Raw genomic sequence first — 22,071 nt, 5'->3', positions numbered from 1 at the left:
TGATGAGCCTGTTGGAGAGCCGCTACGGCGCACAAGCCAGGGCCCATCAGATCCGGTCCGCGGACCCCCACTCACCGTTCTGAACCCAACATACGGACCACGCCGTCCCGCGCTCTTCCGGGGGCGTGTACTTCCCAAATCCGCATGGGACGCACCCGCCTGTTCGCCCTCAAATAGCGCGGGACGTTACGCCTAAATTATCGCGGGACGTAACATCCCGTACCGATGCCACCTCGTGGTACATATTGAAGATCTCGCCCTCGTCCAGGCCGATGGATTCGACGATGTACTGGTAGGCATGGGTGTGGATGGCCTCTTCGAAGGCCTGGCGCAGCATGTACTGGCGGCATTCCGGCGCGGTGATATGGCGGTAGGTGCCGAGCACGATGTTGTTGGCGGCCAGGCTGTCCGCCGTGACGAAAAAGCCGAGGTTGCGCTTGACGATGCGCCGTTCGTCCTCGGTCAGGCCCTTGGGATCCTTCCACAGGGCGATGTCCCTGGCCATCTGCACCTCCTGGGGCATCCAGTGGTTGGCGCAGGCCGCCAGGTACTTGTCCCAGGCCCATTGGTACTTGAAGGGCACGAGCTGATTGACGTCGGCCCGGCCGTTGATGATGCGCTTGTCCTCGGCGCTGACACGGTCGAAGCTTTGCGCCTGAATCCCCCCCTCATGGCGCGCCTGTCTCTGGAAGATGGCCTCCGCCATGGCGCGGGGCTGGCTGCTCGGTGTTTTTTCAAAGTCCAGCATGATGCACTCCTGTAGTTCCGATTCCTGACCGCCGATCCCTGTCACTGGCAAGCCTCACAACCCGGATCGTCAATGGCGCAGGCCTTGAGGATGCCGGAGACGGCGTTGAGGGTGCCCGTTTGCACGGTGGACTTCTCCGCCGCCGTGGCGCCCAGGGACCGCAGGTAATAGGTGGTCTTGAGGCCGCGCCGCCAGGCGAGGCGGTAGGTGTCGTCAATCTTTTTGCCCGATGCCTGGGCGAAGTAGAGATTGAGGCTCTGGGCCTGGTCCAGCCACTTTTGCCGCCGCGCTGCCGCCTCGATGAGCCAGGTGGGATCGGTCTCGAAGGCGTTGGCATAGAGGGGCTTGAGCCTGGCGGGAATGCGGTCGATGGGCATGACCGAGCCGTCGAAGTACTTGAGGTCGTTGACCATGACGTCGTCCCAGAGACCGAGGCGCTTGAGGTCCGTGACCAGGTATTCGTTGACCACGGTGAATTCGCCGGAGAGGTTGGATTTGACGTAGAGGTTCTGGTAAATGGGCTCGATCCCCTGGCTGACGCCGACAATATTGGAGATGGTGGCGGTGGGGGCGATGGCGAGGCAGTTGCTGTTGCGCATGCCGCCCTGGGCCTTTTCGCGCAGGCTGGCCCAATCGAGGCGGGCGGAGCGATCCATGTCCACGCCGTTCTGGCGAGCGGCCGCGAGGAGCTCGATGCTGTCGATGGGCAGGACGCCCCGACTCCACAGGGAGCCGGGGAAGCTGTGATAGCTGCCGCGCTCCCGCGCCAGGTCCGCGGAGGCGTCAATGGCGTGGTAGGAGATCAGCTCCTGACTGATGTCGGCAAAGGCCACCGCCGCCGGGGAGGCATAGGGGATGCGCAGTTGCAGGAGGGCATCGGAGAAGCCCATCAGGCCCAGGCCCACGGGACGGTGGCGCAGGTTGCCGCTGCGCGCCTTGTTGAGGGCGTAGTAGTTGATGTCGATGACATTGTCGAGCATGCGCATGGCGACTTTGACGGTGCGGGCCAGCTTGTCCACATCCAGGTGGCTCAGGAGTTCCCCGGCATCGGCGCTGGTGCGCAGTTCGATGCCATCGTCCTGGAGGGGATGGCGCAGGTGGGCGACCAGGTTGACGGAGCCCAGGTTGCACACGGCGATCTCCCGATCGTTGGTATTGAGGGTGATCTCGGTGCAGAGATTGGAACTATGCACCACCCCCACATGCTGTTGCGGGCTGCGCAGGTTGCAGGGGTCCTTGAAGGTGATCCACGGGTGCCCCGTCTCAAAGAGCATGGTCAGCATCTTGCGCCAGAGCTGCAGGGCGGGAAGGCGCTTGTAGAGGGTGATGACCCCTTCGTCCACCAGCCGCTCGTAATGTTCGTAACGGGCCTTGAAGGCGGCGCCGGTGAGGTCGTGGAGATCGGCGACCTCGTTGGGGCTGAAGAGGGTCCACTGGCCTTCGGCCATGACCCGCTCCATGAAAAGATCCGGGACCCAGTTGGCGGTATTCATGTCGTGGGTGCGGCGCCGGTCATCGCCGGTGTTCTTGCGCAGTTCGAGGAACTCCTCGATATCCAGATGCCAGGTCTCGAGATAGGCGCAGACGGCCCCCTTGCGCTTGCCGCCCTGGTTGACGGCTACGGCCGTGTCGTTGACCACCTTGAGGAAGGGCACGACGCCCTGGGACTTGCCATTGGTGCCCTTGATGTAGGAGCCCAGGGCGCGCACCGGCGTCCAGTCGTTGCCCAGCCCGCCGCTGTACTTGGAGAGCAGGGCGTTTTCCTTGATGGCCTCGTAGATGCCGTCCAGATCATCGGCCACGGTGGTGAGGAAACAACTGGAGAGCTGGGGGCGCAGGGTGCCGGCGTTGAAGAGGGTAGGGGTGGAGCTGACGAAATCGAAATTGGACAGCACCTCGTAAAAGGCGATGGCCTGCCCTTCCCGGTCGATCTCCTCCACGGCCAGGCCCATGGCCACGCGCATCCAAAAGGCCTGGGGCAGCTCGATACGGCGATCGCGGATATGCAGGAAGTAGCGGTCGTAGAGGATCTGCAGGCCCAGATACTGGAAATTCAGATCCCTTTCGGGCTTGAGGGCGGCGCCGATGCGGTCCAGATCGAACTGCCCCAAGCGAGGGTCGATGAGCTCGTGGCGGATGCCCAGTTGCAGGTATTCGCGGAAATACTCGGGATAGCGCGCGGCCATTTCCTCCTGCGTGGCGGCCTCGTCCAGGACTTCCCGGCGCACCCGGTCCAAGAGCAGGCGGGCGGTGGCATAGGCATAGGCGGGGTCCTGCTCGATGAGGACGCGGGCGGAGAGGACGGGGGCGAGGAAGAGCTCCTCCTCGCTGATGCCGTCGTAGAGATTTTTCAGGGTACTGTGGAGGATGGCGTCCACCGAGACCGCCGCGCCCAGGCCGGCGCAGGCCTCTTCGATGACCTTGCGCAGGCGCTCCAGGTCCAGAGGGCGCCGGTTGCCGTCGGGATAGCAGACGTGGAGGCCGCCGGCAGGCGCTGCTTCGGGCTGTTGCCGGGCCCGCTCCCGGGCCCGCTCCTCACGATAGAGGACATAGGCCCGCGCTACCTCGTGCTCGCCGGCGCGCATGAGGGCCAGTTCCACCTGATCCTGAATGTCCTCGATATGAAAGGTGCCGCCTCCGGGCTGGCGCCGCTGCAATGCCTCCACCACCTGCTCCGTAAGGCGCCCCACCAGATCACGGATGCGCGCACTGGCGGCGCCGCTCCCCCCCTCCACGGCGAGGAAGGCCTTGGTCATGGCGATGTGGATCTTGCCGGCATCAAAGGGCAGGACCGCCCCGTTGCGGCGGATGACCCGGTAATGGGAGGCTTCGGAGGGGTTGTACTGAGGATTGGCGATGATCTGGGCCGAGGCGTTGGACATGAGCGACTCCTTACTTCGATGGTGGACAGCGCGTCCACTAAATATAGGCCTATTGATGCAGATGTCAAACTAGATGTTGTGGATGAATGGGTGCATAAGCCTTGTCGGAAAGGCGGTAAAAACGGTGCATAACTGCCTTAACCCGGCAGGGAAAAAGGCAATTTTCAGCGCTGACGGAAGAGGGGCATGGTGAAAAACGGGTATTGCCGCAGGGAAGGGATCCGCTATCCTGACGATCACGTTCTACGGCACACCCAAGCCAAGCATCATGAAACGCAGCGCGATATTACGGGGGCAACAGGGTCGTTGTTTCACAGTTAAAACGGTGGTTACCGGCCTCGGCTCAGCCATGTTTCCCGTCCGGCATGAGGCAGGGTTTTGGCCCGGGGCTTGGCGTAGTGCTTTGGACTTGTTCCAATTCCTGAAAAGAGGGCATACTGCAAGGGTGTGACATCCCTGAATCTCCAGCCTCCGGCCGTTGCCATGGCCGGCCACATCACAGAAGGATTGCTATGTCTGCTTCGGCCATGGAACTTGCCCGCGCCACCCTCCTCGCTCCCGGCGGTATCGCCGAAGAGGGGCTGGAAAAGGTCTTTGCCAGCCTCGCCCATCGTGCTTTGGACGATGCGGATCTGTATTTTCAGTACAGCCGCAGCGAGGGTTTCAGTCTGGAAGAGGGTGTGGTGAAGTCCGGCAGCCATGCCATCGAGCAGGGCGTGGGGGTACGGACGGTCCGTGGCGAGCGCCAGGGCCTGGCCTATTCCGACGAGATCGCCATGCCCGCCCTCTTGGTGGCGGCGGAGGCGGCGCGCGCCATTGTCCATGAACAGGGCGAGCAGCGGGCATTGGTTTGGCGACGGCGCGATGCGCTGGCCCTCTATCCCCCGGTGGATCCCCTGGCCTCCATCGGCAATGAGGAAAAGATCGCCCTCCTGGAGCGCGTGGAGGCGGCGGCGCGCGACTACGACCCGCGCATCGTCCAGGTCATGGCCAGCCTGAGCGCGCGTTTCGAGGCGGTGCTGGTGATGCGTCTGGACGGGACCATGGCCGCGGACGTCCGGCCGCTGGTGCGCCTCAACGTCACCGCCATCGCCGAACAGGGCGGGCGGCGCGAGCAGGGCAGCGCCGGCGGCGGCGGCCGTTATGACTATCGCGAATTCTTGCAGGGCGACATGGCCAGCGGTTTTGCCCGGGAAGCGGCACGTCAGGCCCTGGTCAACCTGGAGGCCGAAGCGGCGCCCGCCGGCGGCATGGAGGTGGTGCTCGGGCCGGGCTGGCCGGGCATCCTCCTGCACGAGGCCATCGGCCACGGCCTGGAGGGGGATTTCAACCGCAAGGGCACCAGCGCCTTCAGCGGCCGCGTCGGCGAGCGGGTGGCCGCGCCCGGCGTCACCGTGGTGGATGACGGCACCCTGGAGGGCCGCCGCGGCAGCCTCAATATGGACGATGAGGGTACCCCGACCCAGTGCACGGTGCTCATCGAGGACGGCATCCTCAAGGGCTACCTGCAGGACACCCTCAATGCCCGCCTCATGGGCGTGGCCTCCACCGGCAACGGCCGCCGGGAATCCTACGCCCATCTGCCCATGCCGCGCATGACCAACACCTACATGCTGGCCGGCGACAAGGACCCCGAAGAGATCATCCGCAGCGTCAAAAAGGGCCTCTACGCGGTGAACTTCGGCGGCGGCCAGGTGGACATCACCAACGGCAAGTTCGTCTTTTCCGCCGCCGAGGCCTATCTCATCGAAAACGGCAGGATCACCCGGCCCGTGAAGGGCGCCACCCTCATCGGCAACGGCCCCGACGTCCTCACCCGGGTCGAGATGATCGGCAACGACCTGCGTCTGGATTCGGGGGTGGGCACCTGCGGCAAGGATGGTCAGAGCGTGCCCGTGGGCGTCGGCCAGCCCACCCTGAAGATCCGCGACCTGACGGTGGGGGGACGCAGGGCTGAGGGGCTCGCGCCAACAGGCAGGACGAAATCGGGATGGGTCTTCGGCGCGAAATGCCGTGCCGCTGCACAGGTGACCTGCGCCCGCCTGGTTTCGTGATCACCATGGTATTCCTGATCACTTCACTAATACCGACGCGCCCATTGACATCATTCATCTGATTTTCGCTGAAGATGGATGTCCATGGTGCGCGCCCAGGTGGGATCACCTGGATCGAAAAGAAAGCCAACTTGCCAACAACGGTGATCCGCAGGATTTTCCCAGACCCACCCCCGTAAGTCTACCAATGGAAAATCACCGAGTTCCCGGTTTTTTTGGATTTGCGCCTCTTTTTTCTCCGCGCGCGGGTCGGCGGACTGGATGATGCCGACCTCCTTCAGGGCTTGGTAGAAGGGCATATACCTCTCCTCGGTGAATGCCTTGGGCAACGCATAGTCCAGGAACAGCCCCTGGTCCTTTGCCTGGGGGGTGAGCTCTCCCGGGAATATGGCGCCGAAGTCGGTGAGCCGGACGTCTGGGCCATATACCAGCCGCAGTGCCTGGAGCAGTTTTTCATGGATGAGCCGCACGTCGGAATAGTTTGCTGGAAAACTGATCTGCCGTTGCGCCGCAACGGCCAAAGATCCATGCCCCATGCTGGCGGCCGCAGCAAAGGCAAACCCCACGGCAAACCCGATAGATTTTCTGTTCCTGGTCCAAGACATGATGCTGTCTCCAATAAAAGAACCTTAATGTTTGGTAACACGGCGATACTGCGTAGCGAGCGCTCATCGCCAGCACGGGCAGAAAGCTTTTCATGATCACCTCGGGGGCTGCATATCGGTATCCTGGCGCACCGCCAGTCGCGTACGGCCCAGGGGCAAGCGCAGGAAGGCGTAGAGCGCCAGCCAGGAGCAAGCGGCCAGCAGCGGAAACGCCATCCCATACAGACGCAAGGCCGCCTCCATATTGCGCCAGGGTGGGGTGGCCATGGTCAGCAGGCTGAGGATGGGGGCTATCGGATAAGGGCCCGTGTCGGGTCCGATGCCGCTGGACAGTAAAAAGAGCAGCAGCGCCAGGGAGGCCAGAAGGGCCCAGCGCCAGGTGTGGCCCCACCATAAAGGAATCGCCTGGCGCCACGGCAAGGGCGCGGTGATGGGCACATCGCCCAGCGCCAGGACTGGCCGTGCCAGGCGAAGGGCGCAAAGGCGGCCTTGCTGCGCCATAGAAGGAGGGTGCCCAAAAACAGGCCCAAGGCCAGCAGCGAACCCAAGCCGGGCAGAAAGAAAATGGCGAAGTACAAAGACAAGGGGTAGCCCGCTTCCGGACCCTGGGATGTGGCGAAGAGGGCGAAGGCTTCGAAAAGGCCGTAGACGACTGCCATGAGGGGCAGCAAGAGGACGAGCGCAAGCCGCGCGCGGTCAGGCGGCCCCAGAGTTCAAGGCTCTGGCGCCAACAGGGTGGGGCGGCGTGGGTGGCGGCGGGGCCGAGGTGGCAGCCGTGGGCGCGTCCCCAGGCGGGCGAAAAAGAGGAGGGGGATGGGCCAAGGGGCAGACGTTTCATGGCTGCTTCTCCGACTGGTAACCGGGGTCGCCGGGGCCGCGGTGGTAGCTGGCGGCGGGGCCGATGTGGTAGCCCTTGGAACGCAGCCAGGCGATGACCCGCTGGCGTTGGAGATCGGCGGGGCTGCCCTCGCCGAGGTAGCCGCGCTCTATGGCATCGATGACCGCATCCACCTGGTCTGGGGGCAAGGGTCCTTGTTTTTCCAGGCGCTGGAGGAGATCCAGGGCCATGTCGAACTCACCCAAATTGGCCGCCGTCTGCAAGGGCCAGGCTTTCACTTTGGGTCCGCACTCCGGGCAGCCGGGCTGGGAGAGATCGGCGCCGTGTTCCACGAGGATGTGGAAGGCCTTGGGATTTTCGTTGCTGATGGCGCAGTTGAGGGGGGTGGCGAAGATGGAGGAGACGTGGGTGTAGAGGCTCACATTGCCGCCGTGGGCGATGGCGGTGCGCAGGAACTCTTCCCGGCCGGGTTCAGTAGCCTCGCACATGACGCCATGCCGGTCGGGTATGTGGGCATTGGGGTTGGCGCCGGCGCCGAGCAGGGCCTTGAATTTGGCCAAATGATCGTGTTTCACGGCGTGGAGCAGGGCGAGGTCCCGCTGGGGCTGATCCTGGGGGATGGTGGTGGCGCGGGTGAGGAAAAAGGCCGCCGCCAGGAGGGCGAAGAGGATGAGGAGCCAAGACCAGGCGGGTATCGTCAAGGGTTTGAGCATATCAGTATCTCTGACAGTGGAGTGCGTCGGCCCGCTTTGCGAGGGCTTCTATCACGGTTTGGATGTCATGGTAATAGAGGGGATTCAGATGCAACCCGTCGGGAGAAGGCAGATGCTCCCGCCTGCCTGGTGCCGGGCGCACCTAGGGGGCCTTGACGAGCAGTTCGGCGGCGCTGGCCGCCAGCTCCGGATGGGCCGCAATCGCTGCTTGACCCAGATTCATCATTCTTGCCGGAGGGCCCAAAACGCTGATCAAGGCCACGGCCGAGGCCGCCGGGTGGTCCTGGACGAAGGTCAGCGGATCCTTCTCCATCACATAGTGTGTCACCCGCGCAGGGGCCTCGGCGTAGTTGAGATCCAGTTGCCGCGCCACGGTAGGTTGCAAGGCCGCGGCATTGAAGACGACGGCGGGGGCGTGGAACGCCAACGCGGTCGTCGTTGCCAGGCCGCCGCCGAGGGAATGGCCCGTGGTGCGGATGACACTGCCGGGAGGTAATGCGTTTTGCAGTTTTCGGGCGAGATCCCGCGCCTGTTTGTACTGCTTGGCCACATGCCCGGCGGCTTGTTGCAGGTTGTTGAGCCAGTCGTTGCGCTCGGTCTCATTCGTCCCGCGGAAGGCCAGCAGATGTTCGCCGTTTTTGCGGCCGCGCAGGAGGATGGCGTCGAAGCCTGATTCCTCGTCGTGGAAGTCGATGGCGGACACAGATCGCGCGCCTCCTGCCCAGAAACACGCCAAGGGCCATGCGGATGCCGCATGTTCGCTCCTCATCCGATTACTTTTTTGGCCATTTAGTATGAAAATCCGCCCCGGAATGGGCCTTTAAATTGCACAAATTATTTTTACAACACATTGATTAATATATATATTATTCTATGCAACCAAAATGCCACAAATCTTCTTCAAAAATTGTCCCGAGACGGAGCGCGGGAGTTTGCCGGTTTCGACCGGGGGCACCTGCAAAACCTCTTTAATCGCACCTGGAACTTTTCTTCCTGCACCGCGCCGATGGTGCGGGAGGCTGGCCGTCCCCTTGACGCATGCGCGCCATGACGCCATCATTCTCAGGTTTTTCATCCACCATAAAGGTTTGCACCCTAGGGATGCAGGCCAACTTTTGCCCAGGGAGGACCATGGACGCCACGGACCAGAAGCGCCTGTTGCGTGAGATGCTCTTTGCCCGTCGCTTCGAGGAGCGTTGCGCGGAGGCCTATCACGAACGCCAGATCGGCGGGTTTTTACATCTCTATCCCGGTGAGGAGGCTTGCGCCATCGGGGTGCTGGAAATGGCCCGTCCCGGTTCCGATTATGTCGTCACCGGCTATCGTGACCATATCCATGCCCTGAAGTCGGGCATGGACCCCAAGGCGCTGATGGCCGAGCTTTTTGGCAAAGAAACGGGCTGCTCCAAAGGGCGCGGCGGGTCCATGCACCTCTTCGATCCGGATGTGCATTTCATGGGCGGCTATGCCCTGGTGGGCGGGCCCTTTCCCTTGGCGGCGGGCTTCGCCAAGGCCATCCAGCTCCAGGGCGGGGAGGAGATCGCCATCTGCTTCCTGGGCGACGGCGCCAACAATCAGGGTACCTTCCACGAAACCATGAACATGGCCAGCCTGTGGAAGCTGCCGGTGCTCTTCGTGTGTGAAAACAATCTCTATGGCATCGGCACGGCCATCGAGCGGGCGACGGTGGAGATCAACCAATATAAGCGGGTGGCGCCCTACAAGATCGCGGCCGCCCAATGCGATGGGCAGGATATCGACGTGGTGATGCAGCACGCCGAGGCAGCGGTGCGCCACGTGCGGGAAAAGCGCGAGCCGTACTTCCTGGAGCTCATGACCTACCGCCTGCGCGGCCACTCCATGTCCGACTCCGGCGCCTATCGTTCCCGGGAAGAGGTGGAGGAGTGGGCCCTGCGCGATCCCATCGGCATCTACAAGGCGCGATTGGTGGAGCAGGGCGTCGTCACCGATGCCGAGTTCCAGGCCATGGACAAGGCCATCCAGGCGGAGATCGAAAACGAGATCGTGCGTTTTGCCGTCGAGAGCCCCGAACCGCGACTGGAAGACATCGAACGTTATGTATATGTGGAAGGAGGCTGTGCGCCATGGCAGAAATGATGTATTGGCAGGCCATCCTGCGGGCCCACGACGAGGAGATGGCGCGGGACCCCCTGGTCTTTGCCATGGGGGAGGACATCGGCGTGGCGGGCGGCACCTACAAGGCGACCACGGGCTTGTATGCCAAGTATGGCGACCAGCGGGTGATCGACACCCCCATTTCCGAGAACAGCTATACCGGTATCGGCGTGGGGGCGGCCATGCTGGGCTGCCGGCCCATTGTCGAGATCATGAGCGTCAACTTTTCCTGGTTGGCCATGGATCAGCTCATGAACAATGCCGCCAAGATCCATTTCATGTCCGGCGGACGCATTCGTTGTCCCTTCGTGATGCGGGTGCCCGGCGGCACGGCCCATCAACTGGGGGCGCAGCACTCGGCGCGCATGGAGAAGGTCTTCATGGGCATTGCCGGTCTGCGGGTGGTTACCCCGGCTACGCCCCGCGATGCCTACGGCCTGCTCAAGAGCGCCGTGCGCTGTGACGATCCGGTGGTCATCATCGAGCACGAGAGCATGTACAACCTCAAGGGCGAGGTGCCCGACGCCGAATTCTTCACCCCCCTGGAGGGGGTGGAGGTCCTGCGGCCGGGCCGGGATGTGACCCTCTTCGCCTACAATATCAGCGTGCGCTGGGCGCTGGAGGCTGCCGATTATCTGGCCAAGGATTTTGCTATCGACGCCGAAGTGGTGGACCTGCGTGCCCTGAAGCCCATGGACCGGGCCGGTATCGCCGCCAGCGTGCGCAAGACCCATCGCGCCGTCGTGGTGGAAGAGGACGAGGCGCCGGTGGGGGTCGGTTCCGAGGTGATCGCCATCCTCAACGAGGAATGCTTCTTCGATCTGGATGCGGCACCCCTGCGGGTCCATGCCCTGGATATCCCCATTCCCTACAACCGGCGGCTGGAAAAGGCGGCCATTCCCAATGCCGCCCAGGTGGTGGCTGCCGTCCGGAAGCTCTTGGGCAAGTAATGCGCGTCCAGCAAGGCCGGCCGACGATTCCACCGGGATTGCCGGTCCCGGCTCCTTCTCCGTCTTCGCAAAAATGGTGAAACATGGCTGAACCTTACGTCATCAAGATGCCCCAACTTTCCGACACGATGACCGAGGGGGTCCTCGTCTCCTGGGAAAAGCAGCCCGGCGATCGGGTGGAGCGGGGCGATGTGGTCGCCACCATCGAAACGGACAAGGCCATCATGGATGTGGAGGTCTTCCGCGCCGGCTATTTGGCAGAACCCCTGGCGGCGGTGGACAGCGTCATCCCCGTGGGCGGAGCGATGGGCTATTTGCTGGAGGAAGCGGGGACCGCAGCGGTAGCACCGGGGAAAGGCGGCCCCACGCTGCCGGCCGCTGCGCCGGAAGCGCCGGTTGCGCCTACCGCGACAGCGCCCGCCGGTATCCCCATCAAAATGCCGCAGCTCACCGATACCATGACGGAAGGCGTCCTCGTCTCCTGGGAAAAGCAGCCGGGCGAGCGGATCGCGCGCGGGGACGTGGTGGCCACCATCGAGACGGACAAGGCCATCATGGATGTGGAGATTTTCCGCGAGGGTTTCCTGTCGGGTCCGCTGGTGGCCCTGGATAGCGTGGTCCCGGTGGGCGAGCCCATCGCCTGGCTGGTGGAAAGCCCCGAGCAGGTACGCCGGGATAGCGCCCCCCGCCCGGGCGGGCAGCCCCTAGCGCAGGCTTCCGCCAGTCCGGCGGCCCAGCCGGTGGGTGCGGTGTCGCCGGCCTTCCCGATGGCCGGCGTCCCGGCGGCGCGGCCGCAGCAGGGGGCCGCCAGCCCTTATGCCCGCAGTCTGGCGCCGGCCCTGGGCGTGGATCTCAATGCCGTGGCCGGCAGCGGGCCCGCCGGAGTCATCATTGCCGCCGACGTGCTGGCCGCCAGTACTGCGGCGGGCGCCGCCGCACCGGTGCAACAACGTGGCGCAGAGCCGTCGGTGCCCGGCGAGGGCCGGCCCATGACGGCCATCGAAAAGGCCATCAGCCACGCCATGACCGCATCCCTCAGCATGCCCACCTTCCATGTCACCGTGAAGGTGCGGCCGGAGGCGCTCATGCGCGCGGCCAAGGCGCGCAAGGTCTCCGTGACCGTGGCCATTGCCAAGGCCGCCTCCGAGGCCTTGCGCCAGCACCCCCTGGTGAATGCCGCCTATCAGCCCACCGACCGCATTGTCGAGCGGAGTCGGCATGACATCGGCATTGCCGCCACCACCGACGACGGCGGGCTGGTGGTTCCGGTCCTGCGCGGGGTCGAGCAACAGGATGTGGAGGGGCTGCAGGAGCAGTGGAGCAAACTCGTGGAAAAGGCGCGCAAACGGCGCCTCAGCCCCGATGAGTACGCCCACCCGACCTTTACCATCTCCAATATGGGCATGTACGGCGTCGAACACTTTGATGCCATCGTCACGCCGGGCACCGCGGCCATCATCGCCATCGCCGCCAACGGCCCCGAGGGCATGCCCATCACCATCACCGCCGATCATCGCGTGGTCAACGGCGCCGAGGCCGCGGCCTTTTTGACGCGGCTCAAAAAGGTCATGGAAAACCCCGAAAGCTGGCTGGGCGGCAGCGGCGCTCCCGCCATCCCCGCCGGGGATTACGACGTGCAGGTGCTGGTCATCGGCGGCGGTCCCGGCGGCGAAGACTGCGCCCGCGAACTGGCGGAGAACGGGATCAAGGTGGCCATGGTCAACAATGCCCCCTTCCCCGGCGGCGAGTGCCTGTGGCGCGGCTGCATCCCCTCCAAGGCCTGGCGGGCGGCGGCGGACCGCATCCGCGATCGCGCCCATGACGCGGAGATGGGCATTCAGATGGGAACGCCGCAACTGGACTGGGCGCAATTGGAAAAGCATCGCCGCGGCATCCTCCAGACCCGCGGCGAGATGGCCCTCAAGACGGACCAAGGCATGAAGGTCCAGGTCCTGGAAGGCCTTGCCCGCTTCACCGGCCCCCACAGCGTGGAGATCACCGGCAAGGACGCCCGGACCCTGAGCTTTGCCGCCTGCGTCATCGCCACCGGCGCGCCGGCCTTCGTGCCCCCCATCCCGGGCGTCCAGGAGGCCCTGACCGCCGGTGGGGCGGTCACCTCCGATACGGTCTGGGAACTGCCGGAGCCGCCCCGGCGCTTGTGCGTCATCGGCGCCGGCGCCATCGGCATGGAGATGGCGCAGATGTTCCATGACTTTGGCGCCGAGGTGCGGGTGCTGGAGGCCCTGCCGCGCCCGGTGGCGGAGATGGAGCCGGAAGTGGCCGACCAGCTCATGAAGGCCCTGGCCAAAAACAGCCCGCGCCTAGCCGTGCAGACGGGGGTGCGGGTGCAGTCCATGGCTGGTCAGCGCGGCGCCATGCAGGTGCATTATCAGGACGCGGGCGGCGACCAGCAGTACGACTGCGACCTCGTCCTGGTAGCCACCGGCAAGCGCCCGGACACCAGCGCCCTCCATCTCGCGGCGGCGGGCGTAGCCCTCGGAGAGCGCGGCGTCATCGCCGTGGACGAGCGCTGCCGCAGCAATCTGCCCCACATCTATGCCGTGGGCGATGTCATCGGCGGCTACATGCTGGCCCATACCGCTGGGCAGCAGGGGCGCGTGGCGGCGGCCAATCTCCTTGGCCATGGGGCGCGTTATGATGCCGCCAGGGATTGCGGGGTGACCTTCACCCGGCCCCAGTGCGCCTTTGTGGGGCTCTCGGTGGAGCAGGCCAAGGCGGCGGGCATGGATGCGGCGGAGGTGAAGGCGCCCATGAGCATCGACGCCAAGGCCATGATGACGGGAGAGACCGACGGTTTCATCAAGGTGGTTGCCGACAAGGCCAGCCATCGCATCGTCGGCGTGCATTTCCTGGCGGATCACGCCGACACTCTGGTGGGCGAGGCGGTGATGATGGTCAGCGCCGGTCTGACCCTGGAGCAGGTGGCCACCGCCATCCATCCCCACCCCACCCAGACGGAACTCTTCGGGGAGATGGCGCGGCGCCTGCTTTCGCGGCTGCGGCGTGCGGCGCGGGCGGCGGGGCAGAGTGGCTGAGGGGCAGGACGACGAATTGCTCCCCGGTGCCCTCTTGGCGGGGGCCCGCGGCCGGATCCTGCGTTTTTACGGCAAGATCCTGGATCTCATCGTCATCGCGCTGATCTTCGTCATGCTCCTTACCCTTTTGGCCGCGGTGGCGGGGCTGGTCCTGGATGTCTGGGCGACGGCCCTGGCCCTGCGTCAGGAGGCGGCGGTGCAAAGCCTCGTCACCGATGTGCTCTCGGTCTTCGTGCTCATCGAACTCTTCCGCACCTTCACCGATTATCTGGAATTTCATCGCATTCGCCTGCGGGTGCTCTCCGAAGTGGCCATCGTCTTCGTCTTGCGGGAGATCTTCATCGGCCTCTACGCTCACCGCATGGAGCCCCCCGAGATCCTTGCCATTGCGGTTCTGCTGGCGGTCTTGGTGGCGGCGCGGGTGGCGGCCGTCTATTTTGCGCCGACGCGCGCGGACATGGACTAGGCCTGCCGCAGCGGCGCTTTCCCCCAATCCCGTCATGCCCGCCAAGCCATCTTCGCGGGCTCCGGAGATCACGCCCGGCGCTTTCCCGCCAGCCGTGCCAAGCGGATGCAGCGAAAGACACCCGCAAATCTCCCCGTTCCTCGCCGCTGCCATTTTGGCCAACTATCCACCCGGGCGGAAGCTTTTCGGCCTTGCTCGTCAGCCTGGCCGGCGGCCATCCGGGGGAGATCCGGTGAAAAACCGGAGCGAGTGCGCCCTTGACAACTCCTTAGATGGTGTCTAATCTTACTAGATCTAATATTAGACTTATATTAGATAGTCATCTTGCACTGGGCATGTATCCATGGAGGAAATTTCAATGGAACTCAAGAACAGTAAGACTGCAGAAAACCTCAAGGAAGCCTTTCACGGCGAGTCCATGGCCAACCGCCGTTACCTCTACTTCGCCTCCAAGGCGGATGTGGAGGGTTATAACGACGTTTCCGCGGTGTTCCGTTCCACGGCCGAGGGGGAAACCGGCCATGCCTTCGGTCATCTGGAGTATCTGGAGCCGGTGGGCGATCCGGCCACCGGCGAGCCCATCGGCGGCACCCAAGCCAACCTGAAAAGCTCCATTGCCGGCGAAACATACGAATACAGCGATATGTACCCCGGCATGGCCAAGACCGCCCGGGAGGAAGGCTTCGACGAGATCGCCGACTGGTTCGAGACCCTGGCCAAGGCCGAGCGTTCCCACGCCAATCGCTTCCAGAGGGCCTTGAACGAACTGGGCTAAGGGAGCTAACCCTTATCTCCTTGTCCCGGAGGAGCCGCACCGCGGCTTCCTCCTTTGCTGCCCAAGGGAGCATTTATGGCATCGGAACCGTCCGTCCCCCGTAATGGCAAAGCCCCTTTCCGTCACCCCATCGACTGGCGATCCCCCGATTTTTACGACGCCGGGGCGCTGGAGAAGGAGATGGACCGGGTTTTCGAGATTTGTCACAACTGCCGCCGTTGCGTCAGTCTTTGCCAGTCCTTCCCCACCCTTTTCGATCTCATCGACAACTCCCCCACCATGGAGCCCGATAGCGTTTCCAGAGCGGACTATCCCAAGGTGGTGGAGCAGTGCTATCTCTGTGACCTTTGCTTCATGACCAAGTGCCCCTACGTACCGCCCCATGAGTGGAATGTCGATTTCCCCCATCTCATGCTGCGTGCCAAAGCGGTCAATTTCCGGGAAAATGGCGCCACGCTGCGGGACAGGGTCCTCACCTCTACGGATCTCGTCGGCCGCATCGCCGGTATCCCGGTGCTCGTCGACGTCGTAAACCACCTGAATCGCAGCCCCAAGGTGCGTGCCGCGCTGGAGCGCGGCTTTGGCATCAGCAAGGATGCGCCATTGCCGGAGTTTCATAGCGAAACGGCCCGTCAACGTCTGGCGCAGCGAGCGGCGATTCCGGTCCCGCCCCGCGCCGGCGAGCGCACGCGCGGCAAGGTGGCCCTCTTCGCCACCTGCTACGGCAATCGTAACGCTCCGGATCTTTTGGACGACCTGGTGGCAGTCTACGCGCACAACGACATCGAGCTGCGCCTCGTGCCCGAGGAGCACTGCTGCGGCATGCCCAAGCTCGAACTGGGGGACCTGGAGGCGGTGGCGCGGGCCAAGGCCGCCAATGTGCCGCCCCTGCTGAAGATGGTGGATGCCGGCTACGATATCGTCGCCCCCGTTCCTTCCTGCGTGCTCATGTTCAAGCAAGAGTTGCCTTTGCTTTTCCCGGACGATGAGGACGTGCAGCGGATCAGGGAGCGCATCTTCGATCCCATGGAGTACCTCTCCCAGCGTCACCGCGAGGGCCTGCTCAAGACCGATTTCAAAAACTCCTTGGGCAAGGTGGTGCATCATGCCGCCTGCCACCAACGAGTGCAGAATATCGGTCAACGCGCGCGGGAGGTCCTGTCCTTGGTGCCGGGCTGCGAGATACAGGTCGTCGAGCGCTGTTCGGGCCACGATGGCACCTATACGGTGAAGGCCGAGTTTCACGAGGCGGCATGCCGCATCGGTCGGCCCGTGGCCCAGCAAGTCGCCGCAGCGGAACCCCAGCACTGGGGCAGCGACTGCCCCCTCGCGGCGGAACAAATCCGCGAACTTCTGGGGGCAGGGGCTGCCGATCCGGAAAGTCCCTGGACCTTGCTGCGCCATGCCTATGGGCTGAAGGAGGGTGAGCATGGAAAAGTTGCATCGTAGGGACCTCATGACCCTGGAGGCCTATGCCGAGGCGCGGCCCCGGTTTCGCGCCCGGATCATGGCCCATAAAAAGGACAGGCGGGTTGCCATCGGTGACCACGCAAGCCTGTATTTCGAGGATCGCCTCACCATCCAGTATCAGGTCCAGGAGATGTTGCGCGCCGAAAAGATCTTTGCGGCGGCAGCCATCGACGAGGAGCTGGCGGTCTACAATCCCCTCATCCCCGACGGCAGCAATTGGAAGGCTACCTTCATGCTCGAATATGCCAACCGGGAAGAGCGTCTGCGCCGTTGCCGCGAACTGGTGGGCATTGAGGACCGGGTGTGGGTGCGGGTGGGTGATGGGGAACGCCTCTTCGCCATTGCGGATGAGGATTTGCCCCGGGCTACCGACGAGAAAACGTCTACGGTGCATTTCCTTCGCTTCGAGTTGCGGGCCGGAGAGCGAAGGGCCGTGGCTGCGGGGGCGCCCGTCCGGATGGGGATCGACCATGCCGACTATCGTTGCGAGGTGGCCCTGGCGGATGCGGTACGACGGTCCTTATCCGGCGATCTCGGGTAACCCCCTCGACGGCACCCCCGGTGTTGCCCGGCCGCGGGCTGGGGCTTGTCCCTTGTCTTGACTGGGAAGCCGTAAAGCGAGCAAAATTGTCGGGTATCCACTGACTTGTGCGCCGCATGGCGCGATGGAGCGAATAAGATGAGCACTGCAACAGAAGCCCTGTCCCCCGTTGAATCCATCCCCAGCGTCATGACCCTGACGACCAATGCGGCGGAGAAGATCAAATCCCTCATCGCCGAGGAAGGCAGTGATGACCTCAAACTGCGCGTTTTTGTGACGGGCGGCGGTTGTTCCGGCTTCCAGTACGGCTTCACCTTTGACGAGAACGTCAACGAGGGTGACACCGAGGTCGAGCAGTACGGTGTGACGCTGCTGGTGGATCCCATGAGCTACCAGTATCTGGTGGGTGCCGAGATCGACTACAGCGAAGGTCTGGAAGGCGCCCAGTTCGTGATCAAAAATCCCAATGCCACGACCACCTGTGGCTGCGGGTCGTCCTTTTCGGCCTGATCCAGCCCGCAAGCGATCGATCAAGGGCGCCGCAGGCTAGCGATCCAGGGTCGGAAGCGCAGGGAAGAAGGGAGGCTTGGCCTCCCTTTTCTCGTTGGGGCGGGTTATCATCAAAACAAATAGGCAGAAGGAGGCATTATGGCCGAAGCGACCTACGCACCGGGCCTGGAGGGTGTGCCGGTAACCCACTCCGGCATTTCCCATATTGACGGCAGCGCCGGTCTCCTGGAATATCGGGGATATGCCATCGAGGTGCTTGCCGAACATAGCAGCTATGAGGAAACGGCCTTGCTGCTGCTGGACGGCGAACTCCCCCAGGCTACGGCCCTGGCCAGTTTTGATGGCGGCCTGCGCGCCCACCGCCGGGTGAAGTACAACATCCGCGAGCTGATGAAGTATATGCCGGTGACCGGCCATCCCATGGATATGCTGCACTGCGCGGTGGCGAGCCTGGGCATGTTTTATCCGCAACAGGAGCTTTCCGACGCGGAACGGGAGAATGTGCCGCACCTGGATGCCATGGCCATGCGGATCATCGCTCGCATCCCCACCATCGTCGCCATGTGGGAACAGATGCGCTATGGCAATGACCCCATCCCCCCCAACCCGGACCTGGGCCACGCCGCCAATTTCCTCTATATGCTCAGCGGTCAGGAGCCCGACCCGGAACTGGCGCGCATCCTCGACATCTGCCTGATCCTCCATGCCGAGCACACCATCAATGCCAGCACCTTTGCGGTACTGGTATCCAGTTCGACCCTGACCAACCCCTATCACGTCATCGCCGGGGCCATCGGCGCCCTGGCGGGGCCCCTGCATGGGGGAGCCAATCAGAAAGTGGTGGAGATGCTGACGGAGATCGGGTCGGTGGCGCGGGTGCCCGCTTACCTGGACGAGAAGCTGGCGCGCAAGGAAAAGATCTGGGGCTTCGGCCATCGGGTCTACAAGACCCGGGATCCCCGCGCCGGCATCCTCAAGGGACTCATGGAGCGGCTGGCGGCGCGCAGCGGGCTCAAGCATACCCGCCTCTTCGAGATCGCCCAGGCGGTGGAGTCGGCGGCGGGCGAGCGCCTGGCGCGCAAGGGGATCCACGCCAATGTGGATTTCTATTCGGGCGTGCTCTATCACGAAATGGGCATCAAGGACGACCTCTTCACGCCCATTTTCGCCATGGCCCGCTCCGCAGGCTGGCTGGCGCACTGGCGCGAGCAATTGGCCAACAATCGCATTTTCCGGCCTACCCAGGTCTATGTCGGCCGGCACGGCAATGCCTATGTGCCACTGGCCGAGCGCGGCTGAGGACCACCCATGACGGAGATTCTGCAAAACATTCCTGCCCTGGCCACGGACCGGGTGGAACCCTTGCTGGACCTGGAGCGCCATCTCCTGGCCGAGCAGTCGCGCATCGAACACTGGTTTCGCTGCCAATGGCAACGCACGCCGCCGCCCTTTTATGCCTCGGTGGATCTGCGCAATGCCGGCTTCAAGCTGGCGCCGGTGGATACCAACCTCTTTCCGGCGGGCTTCAACAATCTCAACCCCGATTTTTCGGCCCTCTACGTGGCCGCCATCCAGCATTATCTCAACCAGTACCATCCGGGACTGGCGCGGGTGCTGCTGATTCCGGAGAACCATACGCGCAATCTCTTTTATCTGGAGAACGTGGCGCGCCTGCGGCAGCTTCTGAGCCTTTCGGGCCTGGAGGTGCGGGTGGGGAGCCTGGCGGTGGCGGAGCCCGTCATCCAGGACTTGCCATCGGGCAACAGCCTGGTCCTGGAGCCCCTCCTGCGCAGCGGCAGACGCCTTTCTCTGGCAGACTTCGATCCGGAACTGATCCTGCTCAACAACGATCTTTCCGGCGGCGTGCCGGAGATCCTGATGGATCTGGAGCAAGTCATCCTGCCCCCGCTGGCGGCGGGCTGGCGCAGCCGTCGCAAGTCGGCCCATTTCGCCCATTACCAGCAGGTGGCGGCGGAGTTGGCCGCCGTCATCGGCACCGATCCCTGGTTCATCGATCCGCTCTTCCGCCGCTGCCAGGGGATCGATTTCATGCGCTCCGAGGGGCAGGACTGCCTGGTGCGCAATGTGGATGCGGTCATTGCCGGCATTGCCGAACGCTATGCCCGCTATGGGATCACCCATCGCCCCTTTGTCATCGTCAAGGCCGACGCCGGCACCTATGGCATGGGCATCATGACGGTGTATTCCGGGGCGGAACTCTTCGAACTCAACCGCAAGGAACGCACGCGGATGGCCAAGAGCAAGGAGGGCTTGCCGGTGAGCGATGTCTTTATCCAGGAAGGCGTATACACCTTCGAAACCACGGCCCAGGGCGCGGTGGCCGAACCGGTGGTATACATGATCGGCCAGCAGGTGCTGGGGGGCTTCTACCGGGTGCATACGGATCGGGGGATCGACGAAAATCTCAATGCCCCCGGCGCCCATTTTGAGCCCATGGCCTTTGGCGAGACCTGTGTGGTGCCCTGCCAGAAGTCGCCGCCGGACGCCCCGGTCAACCGCTATTACGCCTACGGCGTCATCGCCCGCTTGGCCCTCGTGGCGGCGGCGCGGGAGGCCATGGACTGGCGGGGCGGTGCCGCATGACGGCGCTCACGGCCGCCATCCTCATGGACCCCATCGCCGGCATCAAGATGACCAAGGACACGACCTTTGCCATGCTGCTGGCGGCCCAGGCCCGCGGCCACCGCTGCCATGTCTTTACCCTGCCGGACCTGTTTTTGCGCCATGGCCGCGCCTGGGGGCGCCTGCAGGCGGTGACGGTGCAGGATAGGGCGGGCGACCACTACCGCCTGGAGCCGGTGGAAGAGCGGCCCCTGGCGGAGATGGATGTGGTCCTCATGCGCAAGGATCCGCCGGTGGATCTGGAGTACCTCACGGCCTGTTACCTCCTGGAGCACGCCGGCACCTGGGTGGTCAACGATCCGGTGAGCCTGCGCAATGCCAATGAAAAGCTCTACGCCCTGCATTTTCCGCAATTTTTGCCGCCCTTGCTGGTCAGCCGCGACCTGGCCGATCTGCGTGCCTTCCTCGCCGAACAGGGAGAGATCGTCGTCAAGCCCCTGTCGGCACGGGGCGGCGAAGGGGTGTTTTATCTCCATGGGCAGGATTGCAATGTGGGCAGCATCCTGGAGACGGTCACCGGACGAGGGGCGCACTACGTCATGGCGCAGCGCTATTTGCCGGCCATTCGGGAGGGCGACAAGCGCATCCTGATGGTGGCCGGCGAACCGGTCGCGGGCGCGTTGTTGCGGGTGCCGGCGGCGGAGGACTTTCGCGGCAATCTGGTGGCGGGCGCCCAGGGGGTGCCCGCCCCGCTGACAGAGCGGGATCGGGAGATCTGCGCCGCCATCGGTCCCCGCTTGCGCGAGGATGGACTGCTCTTTGTGGGCCTGGATGTCATCGGCGAATGGGTGACGGAAATCAACGTCACCAGTCCTACGGGCGCCCGCGAGATCCGGCAGTTTTTTGGCATCGATGCGGCGGAGTTGCTGTGGCAGGCCCTCGAAAGAGGCGTGCAGGCGCGGCGCGGGGGCCACTGAGGAGGCGGCGGCAATGCGTCGGCTTGCCGCCTGGCAAGGAATCCGGCGTCTGCAGGCCGTCTGGGCATCCGGCCGCCATCTCGATGATCTTTTCCCCTGGCTTTTGCTGTCGTTGTTGCTGAATGCCTTATGCTGGTGGCCATGGATAGCGCAGGGGCCGCGCCCCCGGCCGGACATGCTGTCCACGGTGGAGATCGAACTGGTCAGATCTGCGCAGACGGCGGCACCCAAAGCGGTGCCTGCCCCGCCAGCGACCCGGATTCGGCTCATGATCTCGCCGCCGGATGGTCCGGGGGCCCAGCGGGAAGAGCGCGCGCGGCCTTCCGCAGAGGTCCGGAAGGATGTCTATACGGCGTACATCCGGACCTGGCAGCAACGGGTCCTCGATTACGCCGCCCATCATGTCTTCGGCGAGGGCCATCAGGCGTTGCCCAAAGGCCGCATTGTCGTGGCGGCGACCATTGCCGGGGACGGCCGCTTGCTGGGCGTGGAAATCATCCAGGGACAGGACGATCCCCCCCTCGTGGCCGCCGTGCGCCGGATCATCGCTGCGGCGGCGCCCTATCCCCCCTTGCCGGCGGCGTTGCGGCGCCAGGGCTCGACCCTGCGCATCGTGCGCACCTGGAACTTCGACTGATTTTCCGGAAAAGGGCACACCGCCATGGCCGGTGCCGCAACGGGTCGCGGCCATGGGCCGCTCCTACGGGGTTGCGCGCCATGGCCTTCTGGCCCCGCATGGCCCTCGGCGCGGAAACATGCTTCAATAA

At 64.1% G+C, this 22,071-nt stretch carries 18 protein-coding genes and 1 pseudogene; 13 read left to right on the top strand and 6 right to left on the bottom strand.

Features of this window, described 5'->3' with window-relative positions; translation table 11 throughout:
* Window positions 1–214 precede the first annotated feature (214 nt).
* Both ACP5MM_RS00800 and ACP5MM_RS00795 read right to left on the bottom strand, forming a co-directional pair.
* Window positions 215–706: pseudogene (locus ACP5MM_RS00800) on the bottom strand (ribonucleotide-diphosphate reductase subunit beta); the annotation flags it as partial.
* An 83-nt stretch (window positions 707–789) separates the two neighbouring features.
* Window positions 790–3,630: a ribonucleoside-diphosphate reductase subunit alpha gene (locus ACP5MM_RS00795; protein ID WP_427933313.1), complete on the bottom strand. Its 2,841-nt coding sequence runs from the start codon at window positions 3,628–3,630 to the stop codon at window positions 790–792.
* Between the two features lie 512 nt (window positions 3,631–4,142).
* Here ACP5MM_RS00795 and tldD point away from each other — a divergent pair.
* Window positions 4,143–5,684, top strand: a complete 1,542-nt coding sequence (tldD, locus tag ACP5MM_RS00790; RefSeq protein WP_427933952.1) for a metalloprotease TldD — start codon at window positions 4,143–4,145, stop codon at window positions 5,682–5,684.
* Window positions 5,685–5,734: 50 nt separating this feature from the next.
* Here the strand turns inward: tldD and ACP5MM_RS00785 are convergent, their stop codons facing one another.
* From ACP5MM_RS00785 to ACP5MM_RS00770, 4 genes are all read right to left on the bottom strand, one after another.
* Complete coding sequence (locus tag ACP5MM_RS00785; protein WP_427933951.1) at window positions 5,735–6,289, bottom strand: hypothetical protein; 555 nt, start codon at window positions 6,287–6,289, stop codon at window positions 5,735–5,737.
* A gap of 96 nt (window positions 6,290–6,385) precedes the next feature.
* Window positions 6,386–6,790 (bottom strand): hypothetical protein, encoded by a 405-nt coding sequence (locus tag ACP5MM_RS00780; RefSeq protein WP_427930582.1) that lies wholly within the window; start codon window positions 6,788–6,790, stop codon window positions 6,386–6,388.
* A gap of 333 nt (window positions 6,791–7,123) precedes the next feature.
* Window positions 7,124–7,840: an ankyrin repeat domain-containing protein gene (locus tag ACP5MM_RS00775; RefSeq protein ID WP_427930581.1), complete on the bottom strand. Its 717-nt coding sequence runs from the start codon at window positions 7,838–7,840 to the stop codon at window positions 7,124–7,126.
* Window positions 7,841–7,982: 142 nt separating this feature from the next.
* A complete protein-coding gene (locus tag ACP5MM_RS00770; protein WP_427933950.1) occupies window positions 7,983–8,543 on the bottom strand; it encodes a DUF6792 domain-containing protein in 561 nt (186 codons plus the stop codon).
* Window positions 8,544–8,971: 428 nt separating this feature from the next.
* Between ACP5MM_RS00770 and pdhA the strand changes: the two genes are divergently transcribed.
* The 12 genes from pdhA (at window position 8,972) to ACP5MM_RS00710 (ending at window position 21,941) form a co-directional block, all read left to right on the top strand.
* A complete protein-coding gene (pdhA, locus tag ACP5MM_RS00765) occupies window positions 8,972–9,958 on the top strand; it encodes a pyruvate dehydrogenase (acetyl-transferring) E1 component subunit alpha (RefSeq protein WP_427930579.1) in 987 nt (328 codons plus the stop codon).
* Window positions 9,946–10,926, top strand: a complete 981-nt coding sequence (locus tag ACP5MM_RS00760) for an alpha-ketoacid dehydrogenase subunit beta (RefSeq protein WP_427930578.1) — start codon at window positions 9,946–9,948, stop codon at window positions 10,924–10,926. The genes pdhA and ACP5MM_RS00760 overlap by 13 nt, the downstream gene beginning before the upstream one ends.
* 83 nt (window positions 10,927–11,009) lie before the next feature.
* Window positions 11,010–13,982 (top strand): FAD-dependent oxidoreductase, encoded by a 2,973-nt coding sequence (locus ACP5MM_RS00755; RefSeq protein WP_427933949.1) that lies wholly within the window; start codon window positions 11,010–11,012, stop codon window positions 13,980–13,982.
* Entirely contained in the window at window positions 13,975–14,448 is a 474-nt protein-coding gene (locus ACP5MM_RS00750) for a phosphate-starvation-inducible PsiE family protein (RefSeq protein WP_427930576.1), read from the top strand. The genes ACP5MM_RS00755 and ACP5MM_RS00750 overlap by 8 nt, the downstream gene beginning before the upstream one ends.
* A gap of 358 nt (window positions 14,449–14,806) precedes the next feature.
* Window positions 14,807–15,223, top strand: a complete 417-nt coding sequence (locus tag ACP5MM_RS00745) for a rubrerythrin family protein (protein ID WP_427930575.1) — start codon at window positions 14,807–14,809, stop codon at window positions 15,221–15,223.
* A gap of 75 nt (window positions 15,224–15,298) precedes the next feature.
* Window positions 15,299–16,672: a heterodisulfide reductase-related iron-sulfur binding cluster gene (locus tag ACP5MM_RS00740; protein ID WP_427930574.1), complete on the top strand. Its 1,374-nt coding sequence runs from the start codon at window positions 15,299–15,301 to the stop codon at window positions 16,670–16,672.
* Window positions 16,653–17,234, top strand: coding sequence for a DUF3501 family protein (locus tag ACP5MM_RS00735; protein WP_427930573.1), 582 nt, complete (start codon window positions 16,653–16,655; stop codon window positions 17,232–17,234). The genes ACP5MM_RS00740 and ACP5MM_RS00735 overlap by 20 nt, the downstream gene beginning before the upstream one ends.
* 138 nt (window positions 17,235–17,372) lie before the next feature.
* Window positions 17,373–17,744 (top strand): iron-sulfur cluster insertion protein ErpA, encoded by a 372-nt coding sequence (erpA, locus tag ACP5MM_RS00730; RefSeq protein ID WP_427930572.1) that lies wholly within the window; start codon window positions 17,373–17,375, stop codon window positions 17,742–17,744.
* A 138-nt stretch (window positions 17,745–17,882) separates the two neighbouring features.
* Window positions 17,883–19,043 (top strand): citrate synthase, encoded by a 1,161-nt coding sequence (locus tag ACP5MM_RS00725; RefSeq protein ID WP_427930571.1) that lies wholly within the window; start codon window positions 17,883–17,885, stop codon window positions 19,041–19,043.
* Between the two features lie 9 nt (window positions 19,044–19,052).
* Window positions 19,053–20,348 (top strand): glutamate--cysteine ligase, encoded by a 1,296-nt coding sequence (gene gshA / locus ACP5MM_RS00720; protein WP_427930570.1) that lies wholly within the window; start codon window positions 19,053–19,055, stop codon window positions 20,346–20,348.
* The gene (gshB, locus tag ACP5MM_RS00715) at window positions 20,345–21,304 is read left to right on the top strand and encodes a glutathione synthase (protein WP_427930569.1); all 960 of its coding nucleotides are present in this window, start codon (window positions 20,345–20,347) and stop codon (window positions 21,302–21,304) included. The genes gshA and gshB overlap by 4 nt, the downstream gene beginning before the upstream one ends.
* 13 nt (window positions 21,305–21,317) lie before the next feature.
* Window positions 21,318–21,941 (top strand): energy transducer TonB, encoded by a 624-nt coding sequence (locus ACP5MM_RS00710; RefSeq protein ID WP_427930568.1) that lies wholly within the window; start codon window positions 21,318–21,320, stop codon window positions 21,939–21,941.
* Window positions 21,942–22,071: the final 130 nt, after the last annotated feature.

It is taken from the genome of Acidithiobacillus sp., from assembly GCF_049965315.1.
Classification (GTDB): Bacteria; Pseudomonadota; Gammaproteobacteria; order Acidithiobacillales; family Acidithiobacillaceae; genus Acidithiobacillus_B.
The sequence above is the reverse complement of the archived record's forward strand: the minus strand, read 5'-3'. Positions and strand labels throughout refer to the sequence as shown.

Coding starts and splice junctions, on each gene's coding strand:
- erpA (WP_427930572.1), top strand. CDS start 17,373: ATGAGCACTGCAACAGAAGCCCTGTCCCCCGTTGAATCCATCCCCAGC.
- ACP5MM_RS00795 (WP_427933313.1), bottom strand. CDS start 3,630: ATGTCCAACGCCTCGGCCCAGATCATCGCCAATCCTCAGTACAACCCC.
- ACP5MM_RS00710 (WP_427930568.1), top strand. CDS start 21,318: ATGCGTCGGCTTGCCGCCTGGCAAGGAATCCGGCGTCTGCAGGCCGTC.
- ACP5MM_RS00760 (WP_427930578.1), top strand. CDS start 9,946: ATGGCAGAAATGATGTATTGGCAGGCCATCCTGCGGGCCCACGACGAG.
- ACP5MM_RS00775 (WP_427930581.1), bottom strand. CDS start 7,840: ATGCTCAAACCCTTGACGATACCCGCCTGGTCTTGGCTCCTCATCCTC.
- gshA (WP_427930570.1), top strand. CDS start 19,053: ATGACGGAGATTCTGCAAAACATTCCTGCCCTGGCCACGGACCGGGTG.
- pdhA (WP_427930579.1), top strand. CDS start 8,972: ATGGACGCCACGGACCAGAAGCGCCTGTTGCGTGAGATGCTCTTTGCC.
- ACP5MM_RS00785 (WP_427933951.1), bottom strand. CDS start 6,289: ATGTCTTGGACCAGGAACAGAAAATCTATCGGGTTTGCCGTGGGGTTT.
- ACP5MM_RS00735 (WP_427930573.1), top strand. CDS start 16,653: ATGGAAAAGTTGCATCGTAGGGACCTCATGACCCTGGAGGCCTATGCC.
- ACP5MM_RS00755 (WP_427933949.1), top strand. CDS start 11,010: ATGGCTGAACCTTACGTCATCAAGATGCCCCAACTTTCCGACACGATG.
- gshB (WP_427930569.1), top strand. CDS start 20,345: ATGACGGCGCTCACGGCCGCCATCCTCATGGACCCCATCGCCGGCATC.
- ACP5MM_RS00740 (WP_427930574.1), top strand. CDS start 15,299: ATGGCATCGGAACCGTCCGTCCCCCGTAATGGCAAAGCCCCTTTCCGT.
- ACP5MM_RS00745 (WP_427930575.1), top strand. CDS start 14,807: ATGGAACTCAAGAACAGTAAGACTGCAGAAAACCTCAAGGAAGCCTTT.
- tldD (WP_427933952.1), top strand. CDS start 4,143: ATGTCTGCTTCGGCCATGGAACTTGCCCGCGCCACCCTCCTCGCTCCC.
- ACP5MM_RS00780 (WP_427930582.1), bottom strand. CDS start 6,790: ATGGCGCAGCAAGGCCGCCTTTGCGCCCTTCGCCTGGCACGGCCAGTC.
- ACP5MM_RS00725 (WP_427930571.1), top strand. CDS start 17,883: ATGGCCGAAGCGACCTACGCACCGGGCCTGGAGGGTGTGCCGGTAACC.